The following is a 26,242-nucleotide window of genomic DNA, read 5'->3' on the forward strand; positions in this document are numbered from 1 at the left end:
ATGTTTCCCTCCTATAATTCTTTTATAATTGCGTCTACAAATTCAGTAGTGGAAGCATGTCCACCAATATCAGGTGTAACAGTTTCCTGTTTTTCAACAACTTTTGATAATGCTATTCTTAAAGCATTTGCCGCCTCGATCTTTCCCAAATCTTCCAACATCAACGCAAAAGCTAATAATAATGCACTTGGATTGGCGATATTTTGACCTGCAATATCTGGGGCACTACCATGAACAGCTTCATAAATACGATATTCATCTCCAATATTACCACTAGGCGCAAAACCTAATCCACCAACTAATCCAGCACATAAATCAGAAACAATATCACCATATAAATTAGGTGCAACCAAAACATCAAAAGTTTCAGGTCTTAAAACCAGTTGCATACACATATTATCTACAATGACTTCCTGCGCTTCAATATCAGGATAACACTTGGCAACATCTCTAAAAGCTTCCAAGAAAAGTCCATCTGTATATTTCATGATGTTGGCTTTATGAATAGCAGTCACTTTATGACGATGATTGATTTTCGCATATTCAAAAGCATAACGACAAATTTTTTCACTAGCTTCTCTGGTAATCAATTTGACACCATTTGCCATGTTTTCATTGAGTTTATATTCAATCCCCTTATATAAATCTTCTGTATTTTCACGAATGATGACCAAATCTATATCATCATATCTAGAATTGATTCCCTTGAATGAACGGATCGGTCTAATATTGGCATAAGTCGCAAACTTTTGTCTTAATGCCACATTGACACTTCTAAATCCTGTTCCTATAGGTGTTGCTGTTGGGCCTTTCAATGCCCATTTATATTGTTCAATGGCTTCGACAAGTCCAGGTTCAAAAACATCTCCAGTTTCTTTGGCATATTCAGCCCCAGCACGATATTTCACCCATTCTATATCCAAATTCATGGCTGTTGTTAAAGCTTCAACACTTTTGGCAATTTCTGGTCCAATCCCATCACCTGGAATTAATACGGCTTTCATTAAAAATCCCCTCCTAATTCTTTAATCGCATTCAATAATCCACCTTGTAAAATCATTGTTTTTTCTCTTGGTGCTAAAGTCAACTGCGTTGATAAAGTTTCTTTTGTACGTTGATTTTGAACTATAATCGGCTGATCATTTTCTACGGATTCTTTGACATTTAATAAAATATAGTCATCTTCTTCATTAAAGAAATCATAACCTTTCTGATCAATCACAATCGGTAAAATACCATTATTAATCAAATTAGAACGATGAATTCTTGCAAATGATAAAGCAAAAATAGCTCTAATCTTTAAATAATTCGGTACCAAAGCCGCATGTTCTCTTGAAGATCCCTGTCCATAGTTATCACCACCGACGATAAATCCACCATGATTTTCCTTAGCTCTTGTATAGAACTGATCATCCACTTTTGAAAAAGCAAATTTAGCCAAATGTGGAACATTAGAACGGAATGGTAATAATTTTGAATCTGAAGGAACAATATGATCAGTTGAAATATTATCTCCTACTTTTAACACAACTTTTCCTTGAATATCAGCTGATAGTTTTTCACCACGAGGAACTGGTTTAATATTAGGTCCCATATAGACTTTTGTATTTGGATCATATTCATTGATAAAAAAGTTTTCATTTTTAATAAATGGTGTTGATGGAACTTCATCTAAATACATATCTTCTTCAAATTCACAAGATAAATATCCTTTAACAGCAGACAAGGCAGCAATTTCTGGTGAAACCAGATAAACACCGGCATCATTTGTTCCAGAACGTCCTTTAAAGTTACGATTGATTGTTCTTAAAGAAATCCCTTGAGAAAGAGGTGCCTGCCCCATACCAATACAAGGACCACAGCCACATTCAAGAATTCTGGCTCCTGCATGAATCATATCTGCTAAAGCCCCATTTTGTGATAACATAGCCAAAATACTTGAAGATCCTGGCGCAATAACCAATGAAACATGATCTGCAACTTTTCTACCTTTTAAAATTTTGGCCGCACGCATCATATCAGCAAATGATGAATTCGTACATGATCCAATGACAACCTGATTGATATGCATACCTTCTAGTTCTTTAACACTCACCACAGCATCTGGACTATGAGGTTTGGCTACCATTGGTTCAAGTGTAGACATATCAATATCTAAGCGTTCATCATATTGGGCATCTTCATCAGCTTTCATTTCCACATAATCAGCTTCTCTACCCTGTTGTTTTAAATATTCTAAAGTTCTTTCATCGGTTGGAAAAATAGATGTTGTTGCACCAAGTTCAGCTCCCATATTACAGATTGTGGCACGATCTGTTAATGATAAAGAAGCGATTCCCTCACCTGTATACTCTACAATCTTATTCACGCCACCTTTTACGCTTAATAACTGTAAAATTTTTAAAATGATATCTTTAGCACTCACCCAAGGCGCTTTTTTACCTGTCAGATGAACCTGAATCACACTTGGACATTGTAAATAATATTTTCCTGTTGCCATCGCAACCGCAACATCCAATCCCCCTGCACCAATCGCAATCATTCCCATAGCGCCACATGTCGGTGTATGTGAATCACTTCCAACCAGTGTTTTCCCTGGTTTTGAAAAGTTTTCTAACTGTAACTGATGACAAACACCATTCCCTGGTTTTGAAAAAGTAATTCCATGTTTTTTCGCAACACTGCGAATAAACTCATGATCATCCATATTTTCAAACCCCGTCTGTAACATATTGTGATCAATATAAGCTACTGCTTTTTCAACTGCAACTTTCCCTGTATCCATAGCTTCTAACTGTAAATAAGCCATTGTGCCAGTAGAATCTTGCGTCAATGTCTGATCAATTCCAATACAGATTGGAGTTCCAGGAATTAATTCTCCCTCTTTTAAATGTGCTTGTAAAACCTTATATGCTAAATTCATTTTTAACCACCCCTTCACTTATTGTATACAATTATACAAGGTTATGTTTAAACAATCAACTATAACTTTTACAGTTTATCTTTTCAATGATGTATGTTACAATGAACGAGGTGATCAAAATGATATTAGCTTGTTCATCTTTAAAAAAGTCATTCCAAGGAACAGACTTGCTTAAAGATATTACTTTTAAAATTGAAAATCATGATAAACTGGCTATTATTGGTGTCAATGGGGCAGGAAAAACAACACTGCTTAGAATCATCTGTGGTGAAGAAAGCTATGACAATGGTGAAATCTTTATACCTAAAAATACCAAAATAGGCTATTTATCTCAACATAATACATTAAATCCAGAATTTTCTATTTATCAGGCTCTCGAAGATGTCTTTCAGCCTCTTATTGAAACAGAAAAACGTCTTCGTGAACTTGAACAGCAGATGTCAACGAGTCAACAATTAGATGCTATTATGGATGAATATGAACGCTTAACATATGAATTTGAACATAATGATGGTTATAGCTATCAAAGTCAAATCAAAGGGGTTTTAAAAGGTTTAGGTTTTGATGAATCTATGTGGGAAATGCCTATTTCTATTTTGTCTGGTGGACAGAAAACACGTATTGCTTTAGGTAGACTTCTTTTATTAAAACCAGATCTTTTATTATTAGATGAACCTACCAATCATTTAGATGTTGAATCCATTGAATGGCTGGAAAACTATTTAAAAAATTATCCTCATGCGATTATTATGGTTTCCCATGACCGTTATTTCATTGATCAGATTTCTAATCAGATTGTTGAAATTGAACATGGCAAAGCTACAACTTATAAATGTTCATATCAGGAATATGCGATTATTAAAAAACATAATCGTGAAGTAGAATTAAAACATTATATTGATAATCAAAAAGAAATCAAACGTATGCAGGAAAGTATTGATTTATTAAAATCATTTAATCGTGAAAAACAAGTCAAACGTGCAGAAAGCAAAGAAAAAGCTTTAGCTAAGATGGAAAAAGTTGAAAAACCAGATGCCCTGCCACAAGCGATACGTATCCAATTTCAACCATTGGTAGAATCAGGATATGATGTGCTTAAAGTGAAAGATTTAGCTATGGCATTTGATAAACCCCTTTTTGAACACATCAATTTTGAAGTCAAAAAACAAGAACGTGTTGCTTTAATTGGTCCAAATGGTATTGGGAAAACAACATTATTTCATCTGATTTTGAATGATTATGTACCAACAGCTGGTAAAATCAAATTAGGCAGCAAAGTCATGATTGGATATTATGATCAGGAACACACATCATTATCTTTCAATAAAACGATTTTTCAGGAAATTAGTGATACATACCCACAAATGAATAACACACAGATTAGAAATGCCTGTGCCTCTTTTCAATTTAAAGGGGATGATGTTTTTAAAACAATTGATGTTTTATCAGGTGGAGAACGTGGTCGTGTTGTCTTAATGAAATTATTATTATCTCGCTGTAATTTCCTAATCTTAGATGAACCAACCAATCATTTAGATATTGAATCTAAAGAAGTCTTAGAAGATGCTTTACTTTCATTTGAAGGAACAATTCTCTTTATTAGTCATGATCGTTATTTTATTAATAAACTTGCTACAAAAGTTGTAGAGATGGATGCTCATGGCAGTCATATTTATAGTGGTAATTATTCTCAATATATGGATCACAAAATAAAAGTAAAAGAAACCAAAGAAAAAAATAATACATCTTATATTGAAAATAAAAAAGCCCAATCTTTACAACGTAAACATCAAAATCAAATCAAGAAAATTGAAAAAGAAATTTCTACACTAGAAAATCAAATCAAAGAATGGAATTTTCAATTACAGGATGAAGATGTACTCAATGATTATAAAAAATATAATGAAGTCGTTCAAAAGATTGATGATGGTCATACACAACTTGATCAGCTTCTTGAACAATGGGAAAATATGCAAAAGGATTAAAGTCAGTGAACTTTAACCCTTTTTTTCTGTTCTTATAAATTCTATATAGCGTGTTCCCTGGAAAGTAAGCTCTCCATAATCACCTTCCACTAGAAAACCATATTCACGTCCGTTCACTACAAATTCTAAACGATCTCCACTTTTCACTTCAAAAGTCACATAATAAGTTGTTGATGATGTCACGCCATGATCATGACCATGATGATGAAAAGAGACATTAGTACGTTTAGAAACAACCTTAGCATTCACTGTAAGTCTAGGTGATTGATTATTATGATGCCATTGTTGAATCCCTCTGATGATAATCACAAAAATCATGCCCAAAATCAATAACGCAACCAATGTAAACATCATATCATAACCACCTGTTTCCAATCCCATCTCAAAACCAACCATTGTCTTCCCTCCTTACAATCATTATCCCATAAAGAAGTGTATTATTGGTGAACGTAGGCATATTGATGCACAATAGCTGTCATCTGATCCCATTTCTTTTCCATATCACTGACTAATTGAAATTGTGTACGACAACGAATCAAATTATGTTCAGGATAATCAGTTTTGAAATAAACATCACCTTGTAGATAATCAGTTAAAAAACGAATACCACATTCTAATGTCATCATTAAAGCACCTAAAGGCAGCAATTCTACTTCCTGAGGTGTGAGTTTTCCTTGTGTTCCTTCAATAAAACCTTTTGTATAAACTTCAAATAAATGCATATCACATGCAACCTGAGATAAATCTTTTTCATCTTCTAAAGCTGTACTTGCGCCAAAACGAATAGCATCTCCAAAATCATTCATCACAAGTCCAGGCATCACTGTATCCAAATCCACAATACATACAGCCTGATGCTGATCACAATCAAATAATATATTATTTAATTTGGTATCATTATGTGTCACTCTTAAAGGAACTTCTCCTTTTTGTAATGCTTCATTAAAGCGATCTACATAATGTTCGTGTTCAATAACAAACGCAATCTCTTTTGATACACCTTGAGCCCTTTGCATACAATCTTCTTGCATCGCTTTTATAAAAGCATCATATCTCTTTCTTGTATCATGAAAATCTGGAATTGTTTCATAGAGCGTATCAGCAGGATAATCAGCTAACAAATTTTGAAACTTTCCAAATGCTAAAGCACTCTGATAAAAAATATTCTCATCTTCAACCAAATCATAACTCATTGTATTTTCAATAAAGGCATACATACGCCAGACATGATTGTCATGATCTTGATAATAAGGTAAATCCTGATCAGTTAAAATCACAGTGAGTGTTTCTCTTTCAGGTTCTCCTCCATTTTGAATTGTTTTGTTCTTTAAAAATGAAGTGACATTTAAAACATTTTCCATTAACTTGTCAGGACTTTGAAACACATATGTATTCATTCTCTGTAAAATCATAGATTGTGTCTGACCATCTTCAAGCTGATAATATAAACGATATGTATCATTAATATGACCATTGCCAAAAGGAATGATTTTTAATAATCTCCCCTCACATAAAAAATGTGGAATAATTTCATTGATAATTTTGTCTTGATTCATTATTTTCCCTCCTATTTCCCATATAACCATGAATCATTACTGTCTAAAATCGAAAATGATTTCTATCCTCTTATCAAATATTGTTTTGAACATCCCATTTTCAATTTATCTGATTATTTTCACATCTTTCTCTATTATTCATGATAAATCATCAATTTTCAATACATCTTCTTCAAATAGTTTTCATTTTATAAAAATTTTTTTCATCTTCTGGAAAATTTCTTATTTCAAAAAACTTTTCGATATAATAACGCTTGTATGAGGAGGAGAAATTATGATACACAAAACATTAAAACCATTTCCTAAAGATTTTCTTTGGGGTGCAAGTACTTCTGCCTACCAGGTTGAAGGTGCAAATTTAGAAGATGGAAAAGGGCCATCTTGTCAGGATGTTAAAAAAGTTCCTGAAGGAACATCAGATTTAGCTGTCTGTGCTGACCAATATCATCGTTATAAAGAAGATATTGCCTTAATGGCAGAAATGGGATTTAAGACTTACCGTTTTTCTATTGCATGGACAAGAATCTTACCTCAAGGAACAGGTGAAGTCAATCCTAAAGGTATTGAATATTATAATAATGTCATTAATGAATGTTTAAAATATGGTATTGAACCATTAGTGACTATGTTCCACTTTGATATGCCTGCTGCATTAGATGAAAGAGGTAGCTGGGGAAATAGAGAATCAGTTGACTGGTTTGTAAATTTTGCAAGAGTCATGTTTGAAAACTTCGGTGATAGAGTTAAATACTGGTTAACAATCAATGAACAAAACGTCTTAACTTTAAATGGACCAGTGATTGGAACACTTCATTTACCAGAAGGATGTACAAATGAATTAAAAGAAATCTATCAACAAAACCATCATATGTTAGTTGCTCAGGCAAAAGCCATGGCATTATGTCATGAAATGTTACCAGAAGCGAAAATTGGACCTGCACCAAACATTTCACTTGTTTATCCAGCTAGCTGTAAACCAGAAGATATTTTAGCTGCACAAAACTTCAACGCTATTAGAAACTGGTTGTATTTAGATATGGCTGTTTATGGTGTTTACAACAACATTGTTTGGTCTTGGTTAGAAGAAAATGATGCAACACCTGAATTTGGAGAAGGTGACGCAGAAGCATTGAAAAATGGACATCCAGATTTCATCGGATTCAACTACTACAATACAGCAACTTGCCAGTGGTCTGATGGAACTGAAGATTTATCTGGTGCTAGTGATCAACAAACTTCTAAAGGCATTACTGGTATGTATAAAGGATTTAGAAATCCAAACTTACCAACAACTGAATTTGGTTGGGAAATCGATCCTCAAGGATTTAGAGCAACTATTCGTGAAATGTATTCAAGATATCGTTTACCATTATTAGTCACTGAAAATGGTTTAGGAGCTTATGATACATTAACAGAAGATGGAAAAGTTCATGATCAATATCGTATTAAATATTACCAAGATCATTTAACACAAGTTCGTTTAGCAATCAGTGATGGATGTGAAATGTTAGGATATTGTCCATGGTCTGCTGTTGACTTAATTTCTACTCATGAAGGTATGGTTAAACGTTATGGATTTATCTATGTAGATAGAGATGAATTTGATTTAAAAACTTTAGATAGATATAGAAAAGATTCTTTCTATTGGTATAAAAAAGTCATTGCTTCTAACGGTGAAGATTTAAGTGATTAAACTTGTTGAAAAACAAGTTTTTTCATTGTAAAAATGATAGTCAAAATATTTGATTTTTTATATAATAAACATTAAGGAGGAATAAAATATGATACATAAAACACTAAAATCTTTCCCTGAAGATTTTCTTTGGGGTGCAAGTACTTCTGCCTATCAGGTTGAAGGTGCAAATTTAGAAGATGGAAAAGGACCATCTTGTCAGGATGTTAAAAAAGTGCCTGAAGGAACTTCTGATTTGACTGTCTGTGCTGACCATTATCATCATTATAAAGAAGATATTGCCTTAATGGCTGAAATGGGATTCAAGTCTTATCGTTTTTCTATTGCTTGGACAAGAATCTTACCTCAAGGAACTGGTGAAGTCAATCCTAAAGGTATTGAATTCTACAACAACTTAATTAACGAATGTCTTAAATACAACATTGAACCTATCGTGACAATGTTCCACTTTGATATGCCTGCTGCATTGGATCAAAGAGGTAGCTGGTCAAATAGAGAATCAATTGACTGGTTTGTGAATTTTGCGAAAGTGATGTTTGAAAACTTCGGTGATAGAGTCAAATACTGGTTAACAATCAATGAACAAAATATGTTAACACTTGTTGGTCCTGTTATTGGAACATTGACTATACCTGAAGGATGTACAAATGAATTAAAAGAAATCTATCAACAAAACCACCATATGTTAGTAGCTCAGGCAAAAGCCATGGCATTATGTCATGAAATGTTACCAGATGCTAAAATTGGACCTGCACCAAACATTTCACTTGTTTATCCAGCCAGCTGTAAACCAGAAGATGTTTTAGCTGCTCAAAACTATAATGCCGTTAGAAACTGGTTATATTTAGATATGGCTGTTTATGGTGTTTACAATAATCTTGTTTGGGCTTGGTTAGAAGAACATGATGCAACACCTGATTTTGGTGAAGGTGACGCAGAAGCATTGAAAAACGGTCATCCAGATTTCATTGGTTTCAACTACTACAATACAGCAACTTGCGAGTGGGAAGATGGCACTGTAGAATGTGACTCTGCAGCTGACCAACAAACAGCACGTGGGGAAACAGGTATGTTTAAAGGATTTAAAAACCCTTATCTTCCAACAACTGAATTCGGTTGGGAAATTGACCCTATGGGATTTAGAGCGACAATTCGTGAAATGTATTCAAGATATCGTTTACCATTATTAGTCACTGAAAATGGTTTAGGAGCTTATGATACATTAACAGAAGATGGAAAAGTCCATGACCCATATCGTATTGAATATTTAAGAAAACATATTGAACAGATTAGACTTGCGATTAGTGATGGATGCGAAATGCTAGGATATAATCCTTGGTCTGCCATTGACTTAATTTCTACTCATGAAGGAATGAAAAAACGTTATGGTTTCATTTATGTAGATAGAGATGAATTTGAATTAAGAACACTGAAGAGATATCGTAAAGATTCTTTCTATTGGTATAAAAAAGTCATTGCTTCTAACGGTGAAGATTTAACAGATTAGAACTTGTCGAAACAGACAAGTTCTTTTATAATAACCAAGAGGTGTTTTTATGAAGAAAATCAAATATTTTATACCATCCTTCATCTTAATGATCATCATTTTTATGTTTTCACAACAAACAGGAAATGAATCATCTGGACTAAGTTCACAAATTGTTTTATGGATTCAAACTTACTTACATATTCCTATAACAGAATTGATTGTCAGAAAGGCTGCTCATATGAGCGAATATGCTGTTTTAACTTTGACTTTTATTTATGGATTCTATAAGAATCAATATCCATTGAAAAAGATTATCGTCTATTCACTTATATGTGCTTTTCTATATGCCTGCACTGATGAATTCCATCAGTTATTTATAGGTGGCAGAGCTGGTCAATTCACAGATGTTCTTATTGATACATGTGGTGCCCTGATCGCCATTGTGATTTATTATTTTTATAATTATTGGAAAAGAAAAAACTCAAGTCTGAAATAGATTTGAGTTTTATTCATAATTAAGCAACTGATGTCTTTTTAATATAGGTTTAAATAATTTCATAAAAATACCTAATGTTGGTCCAAATGTTAACATTCCTAGAATTGTTCCTACACCAATAGACCAAGAAATATGAGCTGATAAAGTCAGTCCTATAATCATCAAGATAGATATCACATCAACAGCTTGTCTGATTGTAGAAAACTTAAAAGGTAAAAGCTTTGTCAATGCCATACAAAAGCCTTCTAAAGCAAACGTTACTTCATCCAACAACATGACAATAGACACACCAAATGCCGATAAAGTACTGGCACATAAATATAAAACGATTCCGCCACCAAAGGAATCAAATGGGAAAGTTAAAATATGGTAAACCATAAAATTAATAACCGTACCTAGCAAAATACTAAAAGGAATCTGAAGCAACTGGCGCAAACGAAATTGTTTTCTTAAAATAAGAATTTGTCCCAGTACACAACTGCTATTGAAAAGAATACCCGCTGTTCCAACTTCTATCCCGATCAAATCTGATGTTGATTTAGCTAAAGCATCCCAGGCCCCAACGCCAATACCAGCCTTTAAAGTTAAAGCTGAACCTATCCCAGTTATAATAAACCCTAATACAATAATGATATATCTCTTTATATTTCTATTCATGATTTCCCTCCACAACCATCATGATTATACCGAAATATTTATTTTTGTCTTTTAAATTTCAAATTATGAAACTTCAAAATAAAAAGAAGAAAATCTCTTTTCTCCTTCAACAACTAAAGCTTCTTTTCCATTAAATATCTTCTCAATCTCACGCCACGTCTTTCCACAATCTGTTCTTCTAAAACATTATACCCCTGTTTTTCAAAGAAAGGTCTTGATGTCACAGAAGCAGCTGTATTCATAAAAGATATTCCTTTGGCTTTGGCATATTTTTCCAATTGTTCAACAAGCAATGAAGCAATGCCTTGATGTAGATAATCAGGATGTACATAAAGCCTATCTAAATATCCTGTTTCACCAACATCACCAAATCCAATAATTTGTGAATCTTTTTCTACAACCAAAGTATGATTTCTATTCAAAGAAACCTGCCAACGATAAACATCTGGATTTGCAGGTGCCCAGGCATCTAGCTGTTCTAATGTATAATCATGAACACAAACAGTATGAATATTATGATAAAATAACTCTAAAATAGAATCTAAATCACTTTGCCTATATAACCTCGTTTTCATCTACACCACCCCTTCAAAACTATTTTCATTATATCACACTCTTGACAAATAAGAAACATTTTCGTATGAGAACCCCAAAAGTTACCTGTCAAATAAAAAAACCAGTATCAAAAGATACCAGTTTATATACCAAATAATAAATCCATATATGTTGGCATAGGCCAATATTTTTCATCTACACAATTTTCAATCTGATCAACAATCTGACGTAATATCGTCATTGTTGATAATACATCATCACGCCATATTTTTGCAATTTCTAAAATATCAGCTTCAAGATGTTGTGCTCTATCAATATGTTTTTCTAAAATCATCATTTGATTTTTCATTTGTGATAACAATGATGATAATGATTTGACATCATCCACCAGATAATCAATATTGACACCTAATTCTTGCATATGCAAAGATGTTTTTGTCATTTGATCTAAATAAGCTAATGCGGCAGGATAAATTTCATTTCTTGCCATTTTTAATGCTGTTAAAGCTTCAACTTGAATCGTTTTATTATAATTTTCAAGTAAAATTTCATAACGTGCCTGAAGTTCAATTTCACTATAAATACCTAAACGTTTAAACATCTTAACATTCTTTTCATCTAATAAGTGTTCCATAGCTTCAACTGTATTTTTACGATTTGGAAGTCCTCTTCTTTTTGCTTCTTCTTCCCATTCTTTAGAATATCCATCTCCATTAAAGATAATTCTTTGATGTTGAGATAGGAATTCTTTAATGACTTCCATAGGTTCTTTACCACTTTCTATTTCATCTGCCATTTCTTCCATTTCATAAGCTAAAATAGAATTTAAGATTGTATTAGGACCCGCAATAGATTGTGATGAACCAACAGCTCTAAATTCAAACTTATTACCTGTAAAAGCAAATGGTGATGTACGGTTACGATCAGTATTATCTTTAGAAAAATCAGGAACAACAGAAACACCTGTCTGGAATCTTGCTTTATCAATATTTTCTAATTCTGCACCCTCAATAATCGCATGAATGATTTTATCTAAATCTTCACCTAAAAACATAGAAATGATAGCTGGTGGTGCTTCGTTAGCTCCTAAACGATGATCATTACCAGCTGTAGCAGTTGTCATACGCAATAAATCTGCATATTCATCAACGGCCTTAATTGTACATGCTAAAGCAGCTAAGAATGGTAAATTTTCACTTGGGTTCTGTCCTGGATTAAATAAATTAACACCGGTATTTGTGACAACTGACCAGTTATTATGTTTTCCTGATCCATTCACACCATCAAATGGTTTTTCATGCAACAAACATCTTAATCCATGTTTTTTCGCAATATCCTGCATCAATAACATTAATAAATGATTATTGTCTGTTGTAATATTAACATTACGATAAACACAAGCCACTTCATGTTGCGCAGGAGCCACTTCATTATGTTTTGTTTTAGAAGGAATACCATATTTCCATAATTCCTGATCAAGTTCTTTCATAAAAGCAGCAACTTTACGTTTTAAGCTTCCAAAATAATGATCTTCCAATTCCTGACCTTTCGGTGCCATAGCACCAAAAAGCGTTCTACCTGTTAATTTTAAATCCATACGCTTTTGATAATATTCATCTGCTACTAAGAAATATTCCTGTTCACTTCCTACAGAAGCACTGACATGAGTGATACCTTCCATACCAAGCATTGGTAATAAACGACATGAAGCTTTTGTCAAGGCATCAACGGATTTTAATAAAGGTGTCTTTTTATCTAAAGCTTCACCTGTATATGAACAAAATAGTGTTGGTATATATAAGCTTCCATCTTTCACAAAAGCTGGTGAAGTACAATCCCAGGCCGTATAACCACGTGCTTCAAAAGTTGCACGTAATCCTCCAGATGGAAAAGAAGACGCATCAGGTTCCCCTTTTCTTAATGTTTTACCACTAAATTCTAAGATAGCTTTATTACCATCAGGTTCTAAAAAGGCATCATGTTTTTCAGCAGTTAATCCCGTCATTGGCATAAACCAGTGTGTAAAGTGAGTGGCCCCATTTTCTACTGCCCATATTTTCATAGCATTCGCAATAACTGTTGCTGTTTCCTTAGCTAAAGGTTCACCTTTATCTAAAGCTTCATGAAAAGCTTTATAAGTTGATTTTGGAATACGTTCTCTCATGATATCATCACTAAAAGTCAAACATCCATAGTTTTCAAGTAACTTATTCATATCCATTCAATACATCCCCCATTTCTTTTTCCACCATTGTATCAATTTATTTGCGCCATGTCTATATATATTACGTATTTATAATAGGTAAATAATACGCATTTTCATATAATGAAATCAAAATCTTTTTCATTCATTCTACTGTATTTTTTGAATTTCATTTTTTATACCTTTTACACCATGACTATAAATATCAATCATTATAACATATAAGCAACATGCATTTTCATATAATAAAATCAAATATTTTAAATTTGATGTTTATAACTTTTATACCATGACTATGCAGTATATCAATTAAATAGTGTACATTTTCATATAATGAAATAAAAATATTTTGAATATATTCTATTGTATTTTTTGCGTTTCATATTATACTTATAAAGAGGTGAATTTTTATGTTTGGACAATTTACAGCTCTTATCATTCATAGTCAAAAAGATTTCAATAATCAAATCAAAGACTATCTGGAATCTAAAGATTATATCTGTCAACAAGTCATCACATATAAAGATTTAGAAAATTATTTTGAAAATCATACTTATGATTGTGTCATCATTGAAGATAATTTTCCACGCATTCAAATAAGAGATTTTCTAGTACAAATTAAATTAAGAGGTCAACCCATTACGATTGTTTTAAGTGATGCATTAGCTCCTGATTATTTAGAATCATTATTAAACGCTGGAGCAGATGACTACTTAACTGAACCTTTTGCTTTAAAAGATTTAGATATTAAAATTCAATCAGTTTATAAAAATGGAATATTAAAACCTAGACGTATATATCGTTTTAAAGATATTGTGATGGATACAACTGCCAAAACATGTTCATGTAATGGAAAAGCTTTAACACTAACAAAAAATGAATATAAGTTATTATCCATTCTCATTGCCCATCCTTATCAGCCTTTTAGTATTTCTTATTTATTTGAACAGGTTTGGGGTTCTTCAATATATGAAGATGGTACATCCATTCCAGCTTTGATTGGTAATGTCATGATGAAATTAAGACTGGCTAATAATGATCAGGAATATATCAAGCGTTTTGGTAAAGATAGCTATAAAATGGCATTTTAAAAAATACATACAGAAAAGAACTTTATTGAGTCAAATCATAAAGTTCTTTTTTTCTACAAATAACTAGTACTATACATTTTATTGTAAACTAAAATACATTTAATAGTTTACAATAAAAGAAACATCTGTTATGATGACTACTGTCTTCACTAGAAAAAGAGGTGTATAAACTATGGAATATATAAAAGATACTGATTCAAATAAAACCAGAGATATTGTCTATATGAGTGTTTTTACTGCCATGATTTCTATTTGTTCATGGATTTCCATTCCTGCCAGTATTCCGTTTACTCTACAAACAATGGGTGTCTTTATGACAGTTGGTCTTTTAGGTGGTAAAAGAGGGACATTGACAGTTTTGACATATATCCTTCTTGGGGCTATTGGAGTTCCTGTATTTGCTGGATTGACTGGTGGCGTAAGTGTTCTTCTAGGTACAACGGGTGGTTATATTATCGGCTTTTTATTATCAGCATTACTGATGTGGGGAATAGAGACAATCATGGGTAGAAATCAAATCGTCCTAGCTTTTTCTATGATAGCAGGTCTGATTGTATGTTATGTTTTTGGTACTGCTTGGTTTATGCTCATCTATACCCAACATTCAGGTGTCATTGGGTTATCTACCGTTTTAGGATTGTGTGTCATCCCCTTTATTATACCTGACTTAATAAAAATTGGCGTTGCTCTTTTTCTTACAAACAGATTAAAGAAAAGATAATCATGAATAAGAAGCGATTAGAGTTAAGAGCTCATCATGGTTTGTGTTTCAATTTTTTTGAAGGAAAAGGTTATAGTGAAGAATTCACCAAACATATGCAATCTGTTTATGATACTATGAAAAACAATCCCGATTTAAAAGTTGTTATAAAAGAAGATATCATTTGTCAAAAATGTCCTAACTTACTTAAAGGTGTCTGTAAAACAAAAGAATTGGTTCAAGGATATGATCACATGGTATTATCTTTTTGTGGTTTAAAAGAGAATTCACAAATCTCCTGGTTTGAATTTTCACGTCTGATCAATGAAAAGATTATCATTCCTGATCAAAGAAAAAGTATATGTGGAAATTGTCAGTGGACAGAAGTCTGTGAACGAAAAGCATAAAAACGACCTCTTCAGGTCGTTATCATTATTATACATATATTTCAAATTTTGTTGAAAATAAAAACAGGGAAATTATTTTCTCTGCTTATTAATGATAGTATTCTATATCTTTAAAATGAGATGCTAGGGCAAAAATGTTATCCATTAGATACCTAGCATTTTTTTACTTCAACAATATCTTTCCAACTTTTTTAGTAAATTCTTCCATTTCACTAATAACATACTTACCAACAGAAATATTTTTTAAATATGAAAAGAATCTTCTATTTGTCGTTATATCCTTATTTGGTATTAGTCATATAAACTCATTTATCGTCAAATTCAACAGCATAGCAAAGTAAATGATACAAATGAATGATATGTCACCATAAACTCAAGAATAGAACAGCCATTTTGTGTTGAACTATTCATAAATGTTTATTGCAATCTCGTCGTTTTATTGAAACGAAATAGATGAAAGTATATAATGATAGCTAAGAATGACGATAAATAAAACTAAAAAAAAAGGGGGGGGAAAATCTCATGCGTGATATTATTGCCCAATGGAATGATGCAGCCAAAAAGTATACAGAAGATCAAGAACAATCAGAATATGTTGCTAGCAACAAGGCTGTTGTTCAGAAAAGATTTTATAATTTAAAAAACAAAAAAGTATTAGATCTTGGTTGTGGATATGGCTTTTATACAAATTACTTTAAAAGTATTGGGGCCAATGTTATTGGAGTTGATGCTTCAAAAGCTATGCTGGCATTAGCAAATCAACGTTATCCAAATTGTGATTTTCGAATGGTTGATATGACAAAGACACTCAATTTTTCAGATGAAAGCTTTGATATGATTTTTTGTAATCAGGTGCTCATGGATATTGATGATATTGAATTGGTATTTCGTGAGTGCAAACGATTATTAAAACCTGATGGTATTTTCTATTACTCAATTGTCCATCCAGCCTTTTATGATGGCTGTTGGCTTAAAAATAAGGATGGTTATGCGTATGCTAAATTCCTTGAAAAATATATTAGTGTCTATGAATTGACTAATGAATTCTGGGGAAAAACTGCACATTTTCATCGTCCTTTATCATATTATTTAAATGTTGCTTCTGATGTTGGATTGGTACTTGTTCATGTAGAAGAACCGATTACCTATGACGGAAAATCTAAAAATAAAGATTTACCATTGTTTTTCTTTGCAGAATATAAAAAAATGGATATATAGATAAATTTGAGTTAGTCTAACTAAAAAATGAGTCCTCTATCCAGAAATAAATATCTGATAAGAGGACTTATTTATTTAAATATATTTTTTGATAATTGCAAGCGATAAGGTATCTATGTAAAAAACAGGGAAATCTCCCTGCAAATAAGTAGTATTGGCGTCCACGAGGTGATTCGAACACCCGATCTACTGCTTAGGAGGCAGTTGCATTATCCAGCTGTGCTACGTGGACATTTCAACTTTTAACATGCTTTATTCTAACATGTTATATACTTGAATTCAATCATTGAATAGACATTCGATACTGATTCCATCTTTTCAACAATGTTTCAATATAATAAATCGTCATTTTTTCATACCACTCACCTGTTTTTAAATCTACTAAGCAATATAAATGATTTTCTCTTTTCAATAAACCCAAATCATAATAATATAAAGCTGCCTGTATCTCAATAGACATTAATAAAACCTCCTATTTCATTTTTATGAAGCAGGAGGTTTTTTATGAATAAAATATAAATAAATGAATTCATCTCATACAAAAGCAATACTATAAGTTATCATATAGCAGCATAGTTTATAATGCTTTATCTACCCTTTCTCCATTTTCCTTTACAATTCTGCCAGGAATACCAATAACCGTACAATTAGCTGGCACATCTTTTAATACTACTGAAGAAGCCCCAATAATGCTATTATCACCAATTGTGACATCCCCAATAACTTTGGCTCCAGCTGATACCATGACATTATTTTTTAAAGTCGGATGTCTTTTGACTTTATGTTCACCAGTTCCAACTCCCCCTAATGTCACACCCTGATATAAAGTACAATCATCTCCAATGATTGTTGTTTCACCAATAACGACTCCCATTCCATGATCAATAAAGAAACGTTTTCCAATAGTTGCTCCAGGATGAATTTCAATCCCTGTTAAAAAACGCGCAATTTGACTCAATAGACGTGCAATGAGCTTGAAGTGACATTTCCATAAAAAATGATAAATACGATATAAAAACATAGCATGTAATCCAGGATAGTTCACAATGACATTCAAAGGATGTCGTGCTGCTGGATCCATTTCTAATATTCTACCAATTAATGTTTTTTCCATATTCTTCACCTCTTTTTCTTTATATTTAACCATAAAATACCCCTATACACAAATCATATTATCATTTTTATATTATCATATGTGAATTTAATCTATTTGTATTGACTTTTATCATATTAAAAAAAGTTTCTCTACTTGAGAGAAACCCGTTTTTCTATCTGAAAAATATCTTTTTTATAAATCAGAATATATAAAATAATAGCCAATAATATTGCTGCCACAGCATCCAATATAGAATGCTGTTTAATAAACATCGTTGATAAAGTAATCATAATAGCTGAAACAGATGCCAATATTTTTATACCTTTAGATTGTTTAAAATCTGGACACAATATCAAAGCCAATGCACATCCAATAGAATTATAGACATGAATACTAGGAAATACATTTTGACTCTTATCAGCATGATAAATAAACTGAACAAGATTCATAGATAAAGAATTCTGTTCAATCACAGGACGATGATCAAAACTTGTTGGATATATTGTAAAAATAATCAAACAAATGGTCATTCCTATAAACAAAAATGCAACACATTTATAAAAATCACGACGATGTGTAAAAAACAAATAAGCAATTGTCCCTGCTACAAAAAGGAACCAGTAAATATAAGGATAAATAAACCATGAAACAAAAGGTATACATGCATCTATACTTGTATAAACATCATGAAAAGAAATATCCCTTAACTGTAATCCAAAATACCATGGTAAATAAAGAATAAAATATGTAAATACCCATGCATGACGATAACGATATAACAAATTCTTCATTAATTAAATCCAAACAGCTTTCTAGAAATAGCATATCCTGTTGTAATCATTTTCTTACCAACATGTCCATCCATTTCCATCATAGAACCTAAAAAGGTATGTTTAACAGCTTTATAAAGTTCAGGATTTTTATTTTTTAAATACTGCCATAATTCATTTTTCTTTTGTAAATGTTCAGGTGTTCCTGATTTAATCAGTAAAACTGTTGATACAGTTGTAATCATCGTTAAATATTTCACCATATAATTTCTCAGTTTACGACTCTTTAATTTCATCACATCACAACAATCAATCATCATCTTATTGACTTTAATCTGTTGATCAATACGTGAAATCATCACTTTTTCATTAACAGACTGATCTTCCCTACCAATATAGTAACGATATAAATCAACATTTAAATAATACAGTGTATTGACATAAGGTAATGGCTGATAAACAAATAAATTATCAACATAAAATGTATGTTTTGGCAATTGTAAATTACAATTTCTTAATAACTGTGTACGATAAATAACACTATGCATTAATAAATTCTGTTGTGGGTAAAAATGTTTTAAATCATACCATCTGAATGTTCTATTTTGTGGCAATGCATTTGTATATTTAATCACACTAGATTTATTGGCACTTGGTTTTTCATATACATAATTTGCAATGAACATATCGACATCTTTATCTTTTTGATGTAACTGTTTAATTGTTTCTATCACTTTGACAAGTGAAGACTGGTCAAACCAATCATCACTATCCAAAACTTTAAAATAAAGTCCTGTTGCATTTTTTAAACCTGTATTTACAGCTTGACCATGTCCCCCATTTTCCTGATGTATACATTTGATTGTATCAGGATATAAAGCAGCATAGTCATCACCAATCTGGGCTGTTCTATCTTTAGAACCATCATCAACAATAATAATTTCTACATCATCTTTTAAAATTAAACATGATTCAATCGCTTTATCCATATAATCTTGTGAGTTATAACATGGAATCGCAATACTTAAATATTTCATAACATCCTCCTACAATGTTTTAACAAGTTTTAAAGCTTCTTCTACAATGCCATCAATATTATAATATTTATATTGTGCTAAACGCCCTAACAAGTAAAAGTGAGAAAATGGTTTCACATAATCCACATATTTTTGATACATCATTAAGTTTTCTGGAGATAAAATAGCATAATAAGGAACTTGAGTTTCATCACGATATATTTCTGGATATTCTTTAACAATAGTTGTTCCTGCAATCTCTTGACCTGTTAAATATTTAAATTCTGTAATACGTGTAAAATCTTCACTGACGGTATAATTGACAACACCATGACTTTGATAGTGATCTTCAGGATAATGTTCATATTCAAAGCGTAATGAACGATATGGCAATCTTCCTAAACAATGATCAAAGAAATCATCAATAGCACCTGTAAAAATAATTTTTCCCTGCCACAATTGTTCCTGATAATAAACCTGATGTGTTTGCATATCAAAAGATAAATCTTCCTTGGCATCCTTATTTAATTCAATTTCTATGTTTTCATGATTCAACATATTTTCAAATAACTTTGTATATCCTTCTAGTGGCATTCCCTGATATAGATCTTGAAAATAACGATTATCATAAGAAATCAAAACTGGTACTCTGGCAGTGACACTTTGATCAACTTCTTCAGGTTTTTGATTCCATTGTTTCATTGTATACTTTAAAAATATATTTTCATAAACATATTGAGCCACTTCCTGAATTCCTGAAGATGGATTCTTCTGTAATTCTAAAATAGGAACTCTTGCATTTTCACCATATGCATCAATCAATTCCTGTTTTAAACGTTCACCTTTTTCTTGACCAAAAACAATCATTAATGTATTCAAGTTAAATGGAATTGGAATAATCTTTCCATAAACATTTCCAACAACTTCATGACGGTAATCATACCATTTTGTAAAACGTGATAAAAAATCATAAACTTCTTTATTATTTGTATGGAATATATGAGGTCCATATTTATGAACCAGAACACCATATTCATCATATTCATCATAACAGTTTCCACCAATATGATCTCTTTTTTCAATAATCTTGACTTTTTCACCACGTTCAGCTAAAACTCTCGCCACAACACTTCCAGCAAAACCACTTCCGATAATTAATGTATCCATTTTTTCCACCTCATTTTATTTATCATAACATAAACCTAGACATGATTCAATTTGTTGAAGGGATAGCTTCGAAAAAGGAATAAAAGATTCTACATGACGAGGATCTCCAATAGCTTTTTCCATCCAGATGACATCATGCCATTGTTTGGCTTTATATCCCGCACGATGAAAACATCCCACATACTGAAACTGTAATGATTCATGAAATCTTTCACTTTTGACATTGGGATGAGTAATACAGGCATAGACATTTTGAATATGCATGCACTTTAACAGTGCTAATAAAACCTGATAAAGTTTTTTTCCAATCGCTTGTCCATGATAATGCTGATCTAAATAAATAGATAATTCACTCCCCCATTGATAAGCAGCTCGACTATGAAAAGAAGAGGCATAAGCATAACCAACAATCTGACCTTGAACTTCTGCAACTAAATAAGGATATGAATCTAAAGTTTGACAAATACGATTTGTCATATCTTCTAAAGAAGGAACATCATATTCAAAAGTAATATTGGTCGATAGAACATAAGGAGCATAAATATCTAAAATAGCACGCGCATCTTCTTTTTTAGCCACTCTTATATTTACAGACATTCTTTTCTCCCCTCTAAAAGCTTTAAATATTCTTTTTCATGAATAATTCTTAAATCTTGTCCCTGTTTCATTAACTGTAAAGCTTTCTGAACTTTTTTATTGTCTTTGCCAAAACGCACTTTATGATAACCTTTACCACCAATAACCAGATAATTGGTTTGGGTACTGACCTGATTGGTTGATAAGGCACAGACTTCTTTTGTTTTTTCTTCCAATAATTCTCGAGGCATAGATAATTTACCAGTAAAACAGATTGATTGATGATACAACAGAGCATCTTCTTTTTGATTCATTTCTAATAATTGCGTTGCTGATTCAGCTGACATAATATTTCGATAATAGTTTTCCTTCATCTCACCAAATTCTAAATGATACTTCTGATGCAAAGCATATAAACTGTCTACATCTTCACGTTCCATCATTTGAATCAACAGATAAGCACAAGCTTTCGCATCTTCTAAAGCATGATGAGCCTGAAATGCAAAACCATTCATTTGAGATAGATCTTTAAGATTATATTTTTGAAGATTTGGATAAACAAGATGTGCCAAAACATTTGTACAGGACATAAGTAATCGTGGATATGGAATATGGTTCTGTTTCAAGGCTGCCCTTAAATTCATCATATCACCTTGAATATCATGAGAAACAACAATCGTATTTTCAAAATAATGATGAATGTCTTTCCATACTTCTACAAATGTTTTTTCTTTATACAATGATTGAGGTCTAATTTGATGTATTTTATAGCGATAGCTATCAAAACTTAAATTTTTAGGTTTCACTAAGGCATAATATGTTGAAATGACTTCTTGATTTTGAATTTCTACAATACCAATGGCACATAAACTCGCGGGATCCTGATTTAAAACTTCAATATCAAAAACAGTTATTTTTTCACTCATGCTATACCTACTGCTTTTTTAGCCAACTGATCGGCCATCTCATTATAGAAGTCCCCACTATGTGCCAAAACTTTTATAAAGCGAATATCAATCTTTTGACGACTGGCATCAATAAATGACTGATAAGCCTTTGTTCCAGGGCGATTGGCCTGCCATTGATGATTGGCCCATTTTTCTATACCTTCATAATCATAATAGATACAAATCATAGGATAACAATGTTCAATCGCATAACAGATTGCCTGATGTGCACCCGCAATTTCACCAGCCACATTACGCATACTGACATAATCAGGATGGCTGCCTTTACCATTGACTTTCAAAATCACTTTTTGGCCTTCAAGTAAGATACAACCATAACCATATTCTCGTGTCTTTTGATTATAACTGCCATCTACATATGCAATCAATCCATAACCATCAAAAGATTGAGGCTGTTCATCTAAATATGCCTGAGCTTCATTGAATGTAGGAAATGATTTATATACTGCTCCCTTGAAACCTTTCACCATTGACTGACATTCTTCCCATGTCGAAAAAACACCAGTTTTTCTTCCTTTTTTCACTGCATAATATTTTGCCATCTTTTTAACCTCCGCTCCCTATTATAATCATATTCATGACATTTGGCTAGTAAAAAATATGATTCCTATGATATAATCATGATAAAGAGAGAAGGTTATGAAAAATGAAAATAGAAAACAGATTTTTAAAATATGTCAGTTTCCCAACACAATCTGACCCATATTCAACCACTTCACCTTCTTCGGCCAATCAAAAAGAATTTGCTCAATTTTTAATAGAAGAAATGCGTATTTTAGGATTGGTTGATGTAGAAATGAGTGAATACGGTGTTGTTTATGGAAAGATTCCATCTAACAATGATCATCAAGGTGATGTTATAGGCTTTATTGCCCATATGGATACTTCCCCTGATGCCAGTGGTGAACACATTCATCCCCAAATCATTCGTCATTACAAAGGACAAGACATTCCTTTTCAAAATGACCGTTTATTATCCCCAAGAGAATTCCCTGATTTAAATAAAGTGATTGGACATGATTTGATTACAACTGATGGAACAACACTTTTAGGTGGTGATGATAAGGCTGGAATTGCGATTATTATGAGTATGGCAGAATATATGTATAAACATCCTGAATTTAAACATAATGATATTATGATTGCCTTTACTCCTGATGAAGAAGTCGGACGTGGCACTGAACATTTTGATCTTGATATTTTTCAGGCTGACTATGCCTATACAATTGATGGTGGCGATATTAATGAATTTCACTTTGAAAACTTCAATGCCTATCAGGTACTTGTTGAAATCAATGGAAAAAGCATTCACCCTGGTAGTGCCAAAGACAAAATGGTGAATTCACAGGAAGTGGCTATGGAATTTCATCACATGTTACCATCACAACAAAAACCTCAATTCACTGAAGGATATGAAGGTTTCCATCATTTAACACATATGCAGGGGAATTGTGAACAAACACGATTAGAATATATTGTACGTAACCATGATTATTTAAAACTGAAACAACAGCTTCATGATTTTTCACGTATCCAAGCTTATTTGAATAGTTTTTATGGCTATGAAGCTATTCATATCACGATGCATGAACAATATCTCAATATGAAAGATGTTATCAAAGATCATCCTCATATTGTAGAACAGGTTGAAATCGCTATGCAGGATATTGGCTTACAGCCTCGTATTACACCTATTCGTGGTGGAACAGATGGTGCCCGTCTTTCATTTTCAGGACTTCCTTGTCCTAACCTTGGAACAGGTGGCTTCTATTGTCATGGTCCTTATGAATTTGTTTCTATTCATATGATGAAAAAAGGTGTTGAACTTTTATTAAGACTAATCCGTAATAATGTCTATGCGAAAGAAGATATTCCATTTTAGGTTTATCTTCTTTTTGATTAATGGTAAAATAAAAATAAGGAGTGTTCATTATGAAATGTTTATTTATCATTAACCCCAGTGCCGGCACAAAGACAATTCAAAAAAAACTGGATCAGATCATTGGTCAAATGATTTTAAAAAAGCTGGTTTCTACAATTGATGTCTTCTATACGGAAAAGAAAGATGATGCTTATCAATATTGTTTAAAATTAAAAGATGATGATTATGATTTTGTGGTCAGTGTTGGTGGTGATGGCACAGTCAATGAAATCATTAATGGTTTTATTGAAAACCATTTACAGACTCCTCTTGCGATATTACCAGGAGGAACAGTGAATGACTTTGCCAACCATTTACATTTACCTCGTGATACTGATGATTTTATTCAAATGATTGAAGATTTTCAGACAATGAAAGTAGATATTGGAAAAGTGAATGAACATTATTTTGCAAATGTGATTGCAGGAGGCATGTTTAGTGACATCAGTTTTCAAGTATCTAAAAATGATAAAGAAAGATTTGGTCCTTTAGCTTATTATATCAGTGGTATAAGACAATTACCTACCCAACTGCATACTTCATTGCATTTAAAAATCACTGCTGATGATCAAACTTTTGAAGAAGATGCCAAACTGTTTATTATTACAAACACTTCACAGGTAGGTGGCTTTAAAGACATTACACCTCATGCGAATGTTCAAGATGGTCAATTGGATTTATTGATTATTAAAAATTGTTCTACTACAGATTTAATTTCTTTATTTAAAGATTATAAATTAAACAGTCATGAAAAGAGTCCTTTTATTACTTATGTACAAGCTAAAGAATTAACTATTGAATGCGATAAGGATATTATATACGATGTTGATGGAGAAAAAGGAACAACCTTTCCAATTCATGTCAGTGTTAAAAAACAATCCTTATGTGTCATCATTCCACATCATTTCAATTATCAAGGAGAATCATTATGACAACACGTCATCAAGTATAACTCACTCAAGACGATGATATCAAAAGTGCTTATGAATTATTACTTTGGGATCATAGTCACATATATTTTCAAGACTATTCCATTGCATTTCAGGATATCCAGGAAATCAATATTTCCATGTGCTCTATGATGCAAATGCTAGATATTTTAAGCATCTATATGAATTACTATGTGGATATCAATATCATCACACCCAAAGAAGAATATGCTTTTCAAATCATGAATCATGATACCCTTCTTTCATTTTTTGAGACAGTTTCATCTTTTCCTATCCCAATCAATGATCCTTTGCATATTCTTCAATTATATACAGATATGCCAGATAACTATGCACGTACCAAATATTTAGATCGTCATTTTAAAAAATGGGCACAACAATATCATCTGGATAACCCTCGTGGAAAATGTATTCCTAGACAGTTTTCTTTTCATAAAAAATCATAACATCAAAACAGATCTGATATATTATTTTTATAGATATCCTTGAGGATATCTTTTTTTATCAAATAAAAAACAATAAGATAGAATACCTTATTGTTAAAAGTGAAATTAATCCTATTATTGATATGGATTTTTAGGAATAATAACAGCACCTATTAAATAAGCAAATAGACCTGTACCCCAACTTAAAATAAGCGCAACTGCAATTAATCTGACAATTGTAGGATCAATGTCAAAATATTCAGCAATTCCACCACAGACACCACATACCATGACATCTCGTTTTGATCTATATAATTTTTTACTCATGTGATTTCCTCCATTTTCTTATTCTATACTTTATAACTGGAAAAATATGCTGT

27 protein-coding genes and 1 tRNA gene are annotated in these 26,242 nt (G+C 32.1%); 11 read left to right on the plus strand and 17 right to left on the minus strand.

Translation table 11 applies throughout. From position 1 onward, the window contains the following. Nucleotides 1-11 precede the first annotated feature (11 nt). Both E0K96_RS01520 and E0K96_RS01525 read right to left on the minus strand, forming a co-directional pair. Entirely contained in the window at nucleotides 12-1,004 is a 993-nt protein-coding gene (locus E0K96_RS01520) for an isocitrate/isopropylmalate dehydrogenase family protein (protein ID WP_168080668.1), read from the minus strand. Further along, on the minus strand, nucleotides 1,004-2,923 hold the full coding sequence (locus E0K96_RS01525; protein WP_168080670.1) for an aconitate hydratase: 1,920 nt from the start codon (nucleotides 2,921-2,923) through the stop codon (nucleotides 1,004-1,006). The genes E0K96_RS01520 and E0K96_RS01525 overlap by 1 nt, the downstream gene beginning before the upstream one ends. 119 nt (nucleotides 2,924-3,042) lie before the next feature. Here E0K96_RS01525 and E0K96_RS01530 point away from each other — a divergent pair, with 119 nt between their 5' ends. After that, nucleotides 3,043-4,908: an ABC-F family ATP-binding cassette domain-containing protein gene (locus E0K96_RS01530; RefSeq protein ID WP_168080672.1), complete on the plus strand. Its 1,866-nt coding sequence runs from the start codon at nucleotides 3,043-3,045 to the stop codon at nucleotides 4,906-4,908. Between the two features lie 12 nt (nucleotides 4,909-4,920). On the opposite strand, the gene E0K96_RS01535 is transcribed toward E0K96_RS01530, so the two are convergent. After that, on the minus strand, nucleotides 4,921-5,304 hold the full coding sequence (locus E0K96_RS01535) for a DUF2500 domain-containing protein (protein ID WP_087243461.1): 384 nt from the start codon (nucleotides 5,302-5,304) through the stop codon (nucleotides 4,921-4,923). Nucleotides 5,305-5,345: 41 nt separating this feature from the next. Then, the gene (locus tag E0K96_RS01540) at nucleotides 5,346-6,464 is read right to left on the minus strand and encodes a phosphotransferase enzyme family protein (RefSeq protein ID WP_168080674.1); all 1,119 of its coding nucleotides are present in this window, start codon (nucleotides 6,462-6,464) and stop codon (nucleotides 5,346-5,348) included. A 274-nt stretch (nucleotides 6,465-6,738) separates the two neighbouring features. Between E0K96_RS01540 and E0K96_RS01545 the strand changes: the two genes are divergently transcribed. From E0K96_RS01545 to E0K96_RS01555, 3 genes are all read left to right on the plus strand, one after another. Further along, on the plus strand, nucleotides 6,739-8,157 hold the full coding sequence (locus E0K96_RS01545) for a glycoside hydrolase family 1 protein (RefSeq protein ID WP_168080676.1): 1,419 nt from the start codon (nucleotides 6,739-6,741) through the stop codon (nucleotides 8,155-8,157). A gap of 88 nt (nucleotides 8,158-8,245) precedes the next feature. Beyond that, nucleotides 8,246-9,664: a glycoside hydrolase family 1 protein gene (locus tag E0K96_RS01550; RefSeq protein WP_168080678.1), complete on the plus strand. Its 1,419-nt coding sequence runs from the start codon at nucleotides 8,246-8,248 to the stop codon at nucleotides 9,662-9,664. 49 nt (nucleotides 9,665-9,713) lie between these two features. Then, entirely contained in the window at nucleotides 9,714-10,142 is a 429-nt protein-coding gene (locus E0K96_RS01555) for a VanZ family protein (RefSeq protein WP_168080680.1), read from the plus strand. Nucleotides 10,143-10,151: 9 nt separating this feature from the next. On the opposite strand, the gene E0K96_RS01560 is transcribed toward E0K96_RS01555, so the two are convergent. From E0K96_RS01560 to E0K96_RS01570, 3 genes are all read right to left on the minus strand, one after another. Next, the gene (locus tag E0K96_RS01560) at nucleotides 10,152-10,799 is read right to left on the minus strand and encodes a YczE/YyaS/YitT family protein (RefSeq protein WP_168080682.1); all 648 of its coding nucleotides are present in this window, start codon (nucleotides 10,797-10,799) and stop codon (nucleotides 10,152-10,154) included. Between the two features lie 113 nt (nucleotides 10,800-10,912). After that, a complete protein-coding gene (locus E0K96_RS01565; protein WP_087243466.1) occupies nucleotides 10,913-11,374 on the minus strand; it encodes a GNAT family N-acetyltransferase in 462 nt (153 codons plus the stop codon). 122 nt (nucleotides 11,375-11,496) lie between these two features. Then, the gene (locus E0K96_RS01570; RefSeq protein WP_168080684.1) at nucleotides 11,497-13,575 is read right to left on the minus strand and encodes a glutamine synthetase III family protein; all 2,079 of its coding nucleotides are present in this window, start codon (nucleotides 13,573-13,575) and stop codon (nucleotides 11,497-11,499) included. Between the two features lie 392 nt (nucleotides 13,576-13,967). Between E0K96_RS01570 and E0K96_RS01575 the strand changes: the two genes are divergently transcribed. The 4 genes from E0K96_RS01575 to E0K96_RS01590 all read left to right on the plus strand — a co-directional run bounded on the left by E0K96_RS01575 (nucleotide 13,968) and on the right by E0K96_RS01590 (nucleotide 16,973). Continuing rightward, nucleotides 13,968-14,648, plus strand: coding sequence for a response regulator transcription factor (locus E0K96_RS01575; RefSeq protein WP_087243468.1), 681 nt, complete (start codon nucleotides 13,968-13,970; stop codon nucleotides 14,646-14,648). A 172-nt stretch (nucleotides 14,649-14,820) separates the two neighbouring features. Continuing rightward, entirely contained in the window at nucleotides 14,821-15,369 is a 549-nt protein-coding gene (locus E0K96_RS01580) for a biotin transporter BioY (RefSeq protein ID WP_168080686.1), read from the plus strand. Nucleotides 15,370-15,371: 2 nt separating this feature from the next. Beyond that, entirely contained in the window at nucleotides 15,372-15,755 is a 384-nt protein-coding gene (locus tag E0K96_RS01585; protein ID WP_168080688.1) for a DUF1284 domain-containing protein, read from the plus strand. Nucleotides 15,756-16,277: 522 nt separating this feature from the next. Then, the gene (locus E0K96_RS01590) at nucleotides 16,278-16,973 is read left to right on the plus strand and encodes a class I SAM-dependent methyltransferase (protein ID WP_168080690.1); all 696 of its coding nucleotides are present in this window, start codon (nucleotides 16,278-16,280) and stop codon (nucleotides 16,971-16,973) included. A gap of 155 nt (nucleotides 16,974-17,128) precedes the next feature. Here the strand turns inward: E0K96_RS01590 and E0K96_RS01595 are convergent. The 9 genes from E0K96_RS01595 to E0K96_RS01635 form a co-directional block, all read right to left on the minus strand. Then, nucleotides 17,129-17,205, minus strand: a tRNA-Arg gene (locus E0K96_RS01595). Nucleotides 17,206-17,256: 51 nt separating this feature from the next. After that, a complete protein-coding gene (locus E0K96_RS01600) occupies nucleotides 17,257-17,433 on the minus strand; it encodes a hypothetical protein (protein ID WP_165352248.1) in 177 nt (58 codons plus the stop codon). A 117-nt stretch (nucleotides 17,434-17,550) separates the two neighbouring features. Continuing rightward, entirely contained in the window at nucleotides 17,551-18,087 is a 537-nt protein-coding gene (epsC, locus tag E0K96_RS01605; protein WP_087245056.1) for a serine O-acetyltransferase EpsC, read from the minus strand. 131 nt (nucleotides 18,088-18,218) lie between these two features. Further along, on the minus strand, nucleotides 18,219-18,860 hold the full coding sequence (locus tag E0K96_RS01610; protein ID WP_168080692.1) for a phosphatase PAP2 family protein: 642 nt from the start codon (nucleotides 18,858-18,860) through the stop codon (nucleotides 18,219-18,221). Beyond that, the gene (locus E0K96_RS01615) at nucleotides 18,860-19,876 is read right to left on the minus strand and encodes a glycosyltransferase family 2 protein (protein WP_168080694.1); all 1,017 of its coding nucleotides are present in this window, start codon (nucleotides 19,874-19,876) and stop codon (nucleotides 18,860-18,862) included. Before E0K96_RS01615 ends, E0K96_RS01610 begins: the two co-directional genes overlap by 1 nt. Nucleotides 19,877-19,885: 9 nt before the next feature. Further along, a complete protein-coding gene (gene glf, locus E0K96_RS01620; protein WP_168080696.1) occupies nucleotides 19,886-21,022 on the minus strand; it encodes a UDP-galactopyranose mutase in 1,137 nt (378 codons plus the stop codon). 15 nt (nucleotides 21,023-21,037) lie between these two features. Further along, nucleotides 21,038-21,619 carry a GNAT family N-acetyltransferase gene (locus E0K96_RS01625; protein WP_087296771.1) on the minus strand — a complete coding sequence of 194 codons (582 nt, stop codon included), beginning with the start codon at nucleotides 21,617-21,619 and terminating at the stop codon, nucleotides 21,038-21,040. Continuing rightward, nucleotides 21,610-22,524 (minus strand): exonuclease domain-containing protein, encoded by a 915-nt coding sequence (locus E0K96_RS01630; protein WP_087245021.1) that lies wholly within the window; start codon nucleotides 22,522-22,524, stop codon nucleotides 21,610-21,612. Before E0K96_RS01630 ends, E0K96_RS01625 begins: the two co-directional genes overlap by 10 nt. Further along, a complete protein-coding gene (locus tag E0K96_RS01635; protein ID WP_168080698.1) occupies nucleotides 22,521-23,108 on the minus strand; it encodes a ribonuclease H1 domain-containing protein in 588 nt (195 codons plus the stop codon). Before E0K96_RS01635 ends, E0K96_RS01630 begins: the two co-directional genes overlap by 4 nt. A gap of 104 nt (nucleotides 23,109-23,212) precedes the next feature. Between E0K96_RS01635 and pepT the strand changes: the two genes are divergently transcribed. From pepT to E0K96_RS01650, 3 genes are all read left to right on the plus strand, one after another. Continuing rightward, entirely contained in the window at nucleotides 23,213-24,448 is a 1,236-nt protein-coding gene (gene pepT, locus E0K96_RS01640) for a peptidase T (protein WP_168080700.1), read from the plus strand. A gap of 50 nt (nucleotides 24,449-24,498) precedes the next feature. After that, nucleotides 24,499-25,419, plus strand: a complete 921-nt coding sequence (locus E0K96_RS01645; protein WP_168080702.1) for a diacylglycerol/lipid kinase family protein — start codon at nucleotides 24,499-24,501, stop codon at nucleotides 25,417-25,419. 179 nt (nucleotides 25,420-25,598) lie between these two features. Further along, nucleotides 25,599-25,883, plus strand: coding sequence for a hypothetical protein (locus E0K96_RS01650; RefSeq protein ID WP_206080524.1), 285 nt, complete (start codon nucleotides 25,599-25,601; stop codon nucleotides 25,881-25,883). A 114-nt stretch (nucleotides 25,884-25,997) separates the two neighbouring features. On the opposite strand, the gene E0K96_RS01655 is transcribed toward E0K96_RS01650, so the two are convergent. Beyond that, a complete protein-coding gene (locus tag E0K96_RS01655) occupies nucleotides 25,998-26,189 on the minus strand; it encodes a PspC domain-containing protein (protein WP_087304472.1) in 192 nt (63 codons plus the stop codon). Nucleotides 26,190-26,242: the final 53 nt, after the last annotated feature.

Origin of the sequence: Massilimicrobiota sp. SW1139, assembly GCF_012027715.1 — a bacterium.
GTDB lineage: Bacteria > Bacillota_I > Bacilli_A > Erysipelotrichales > Coprobacillaceae > Allocoprobacillus > Allocoprobacillus merdigallinarum.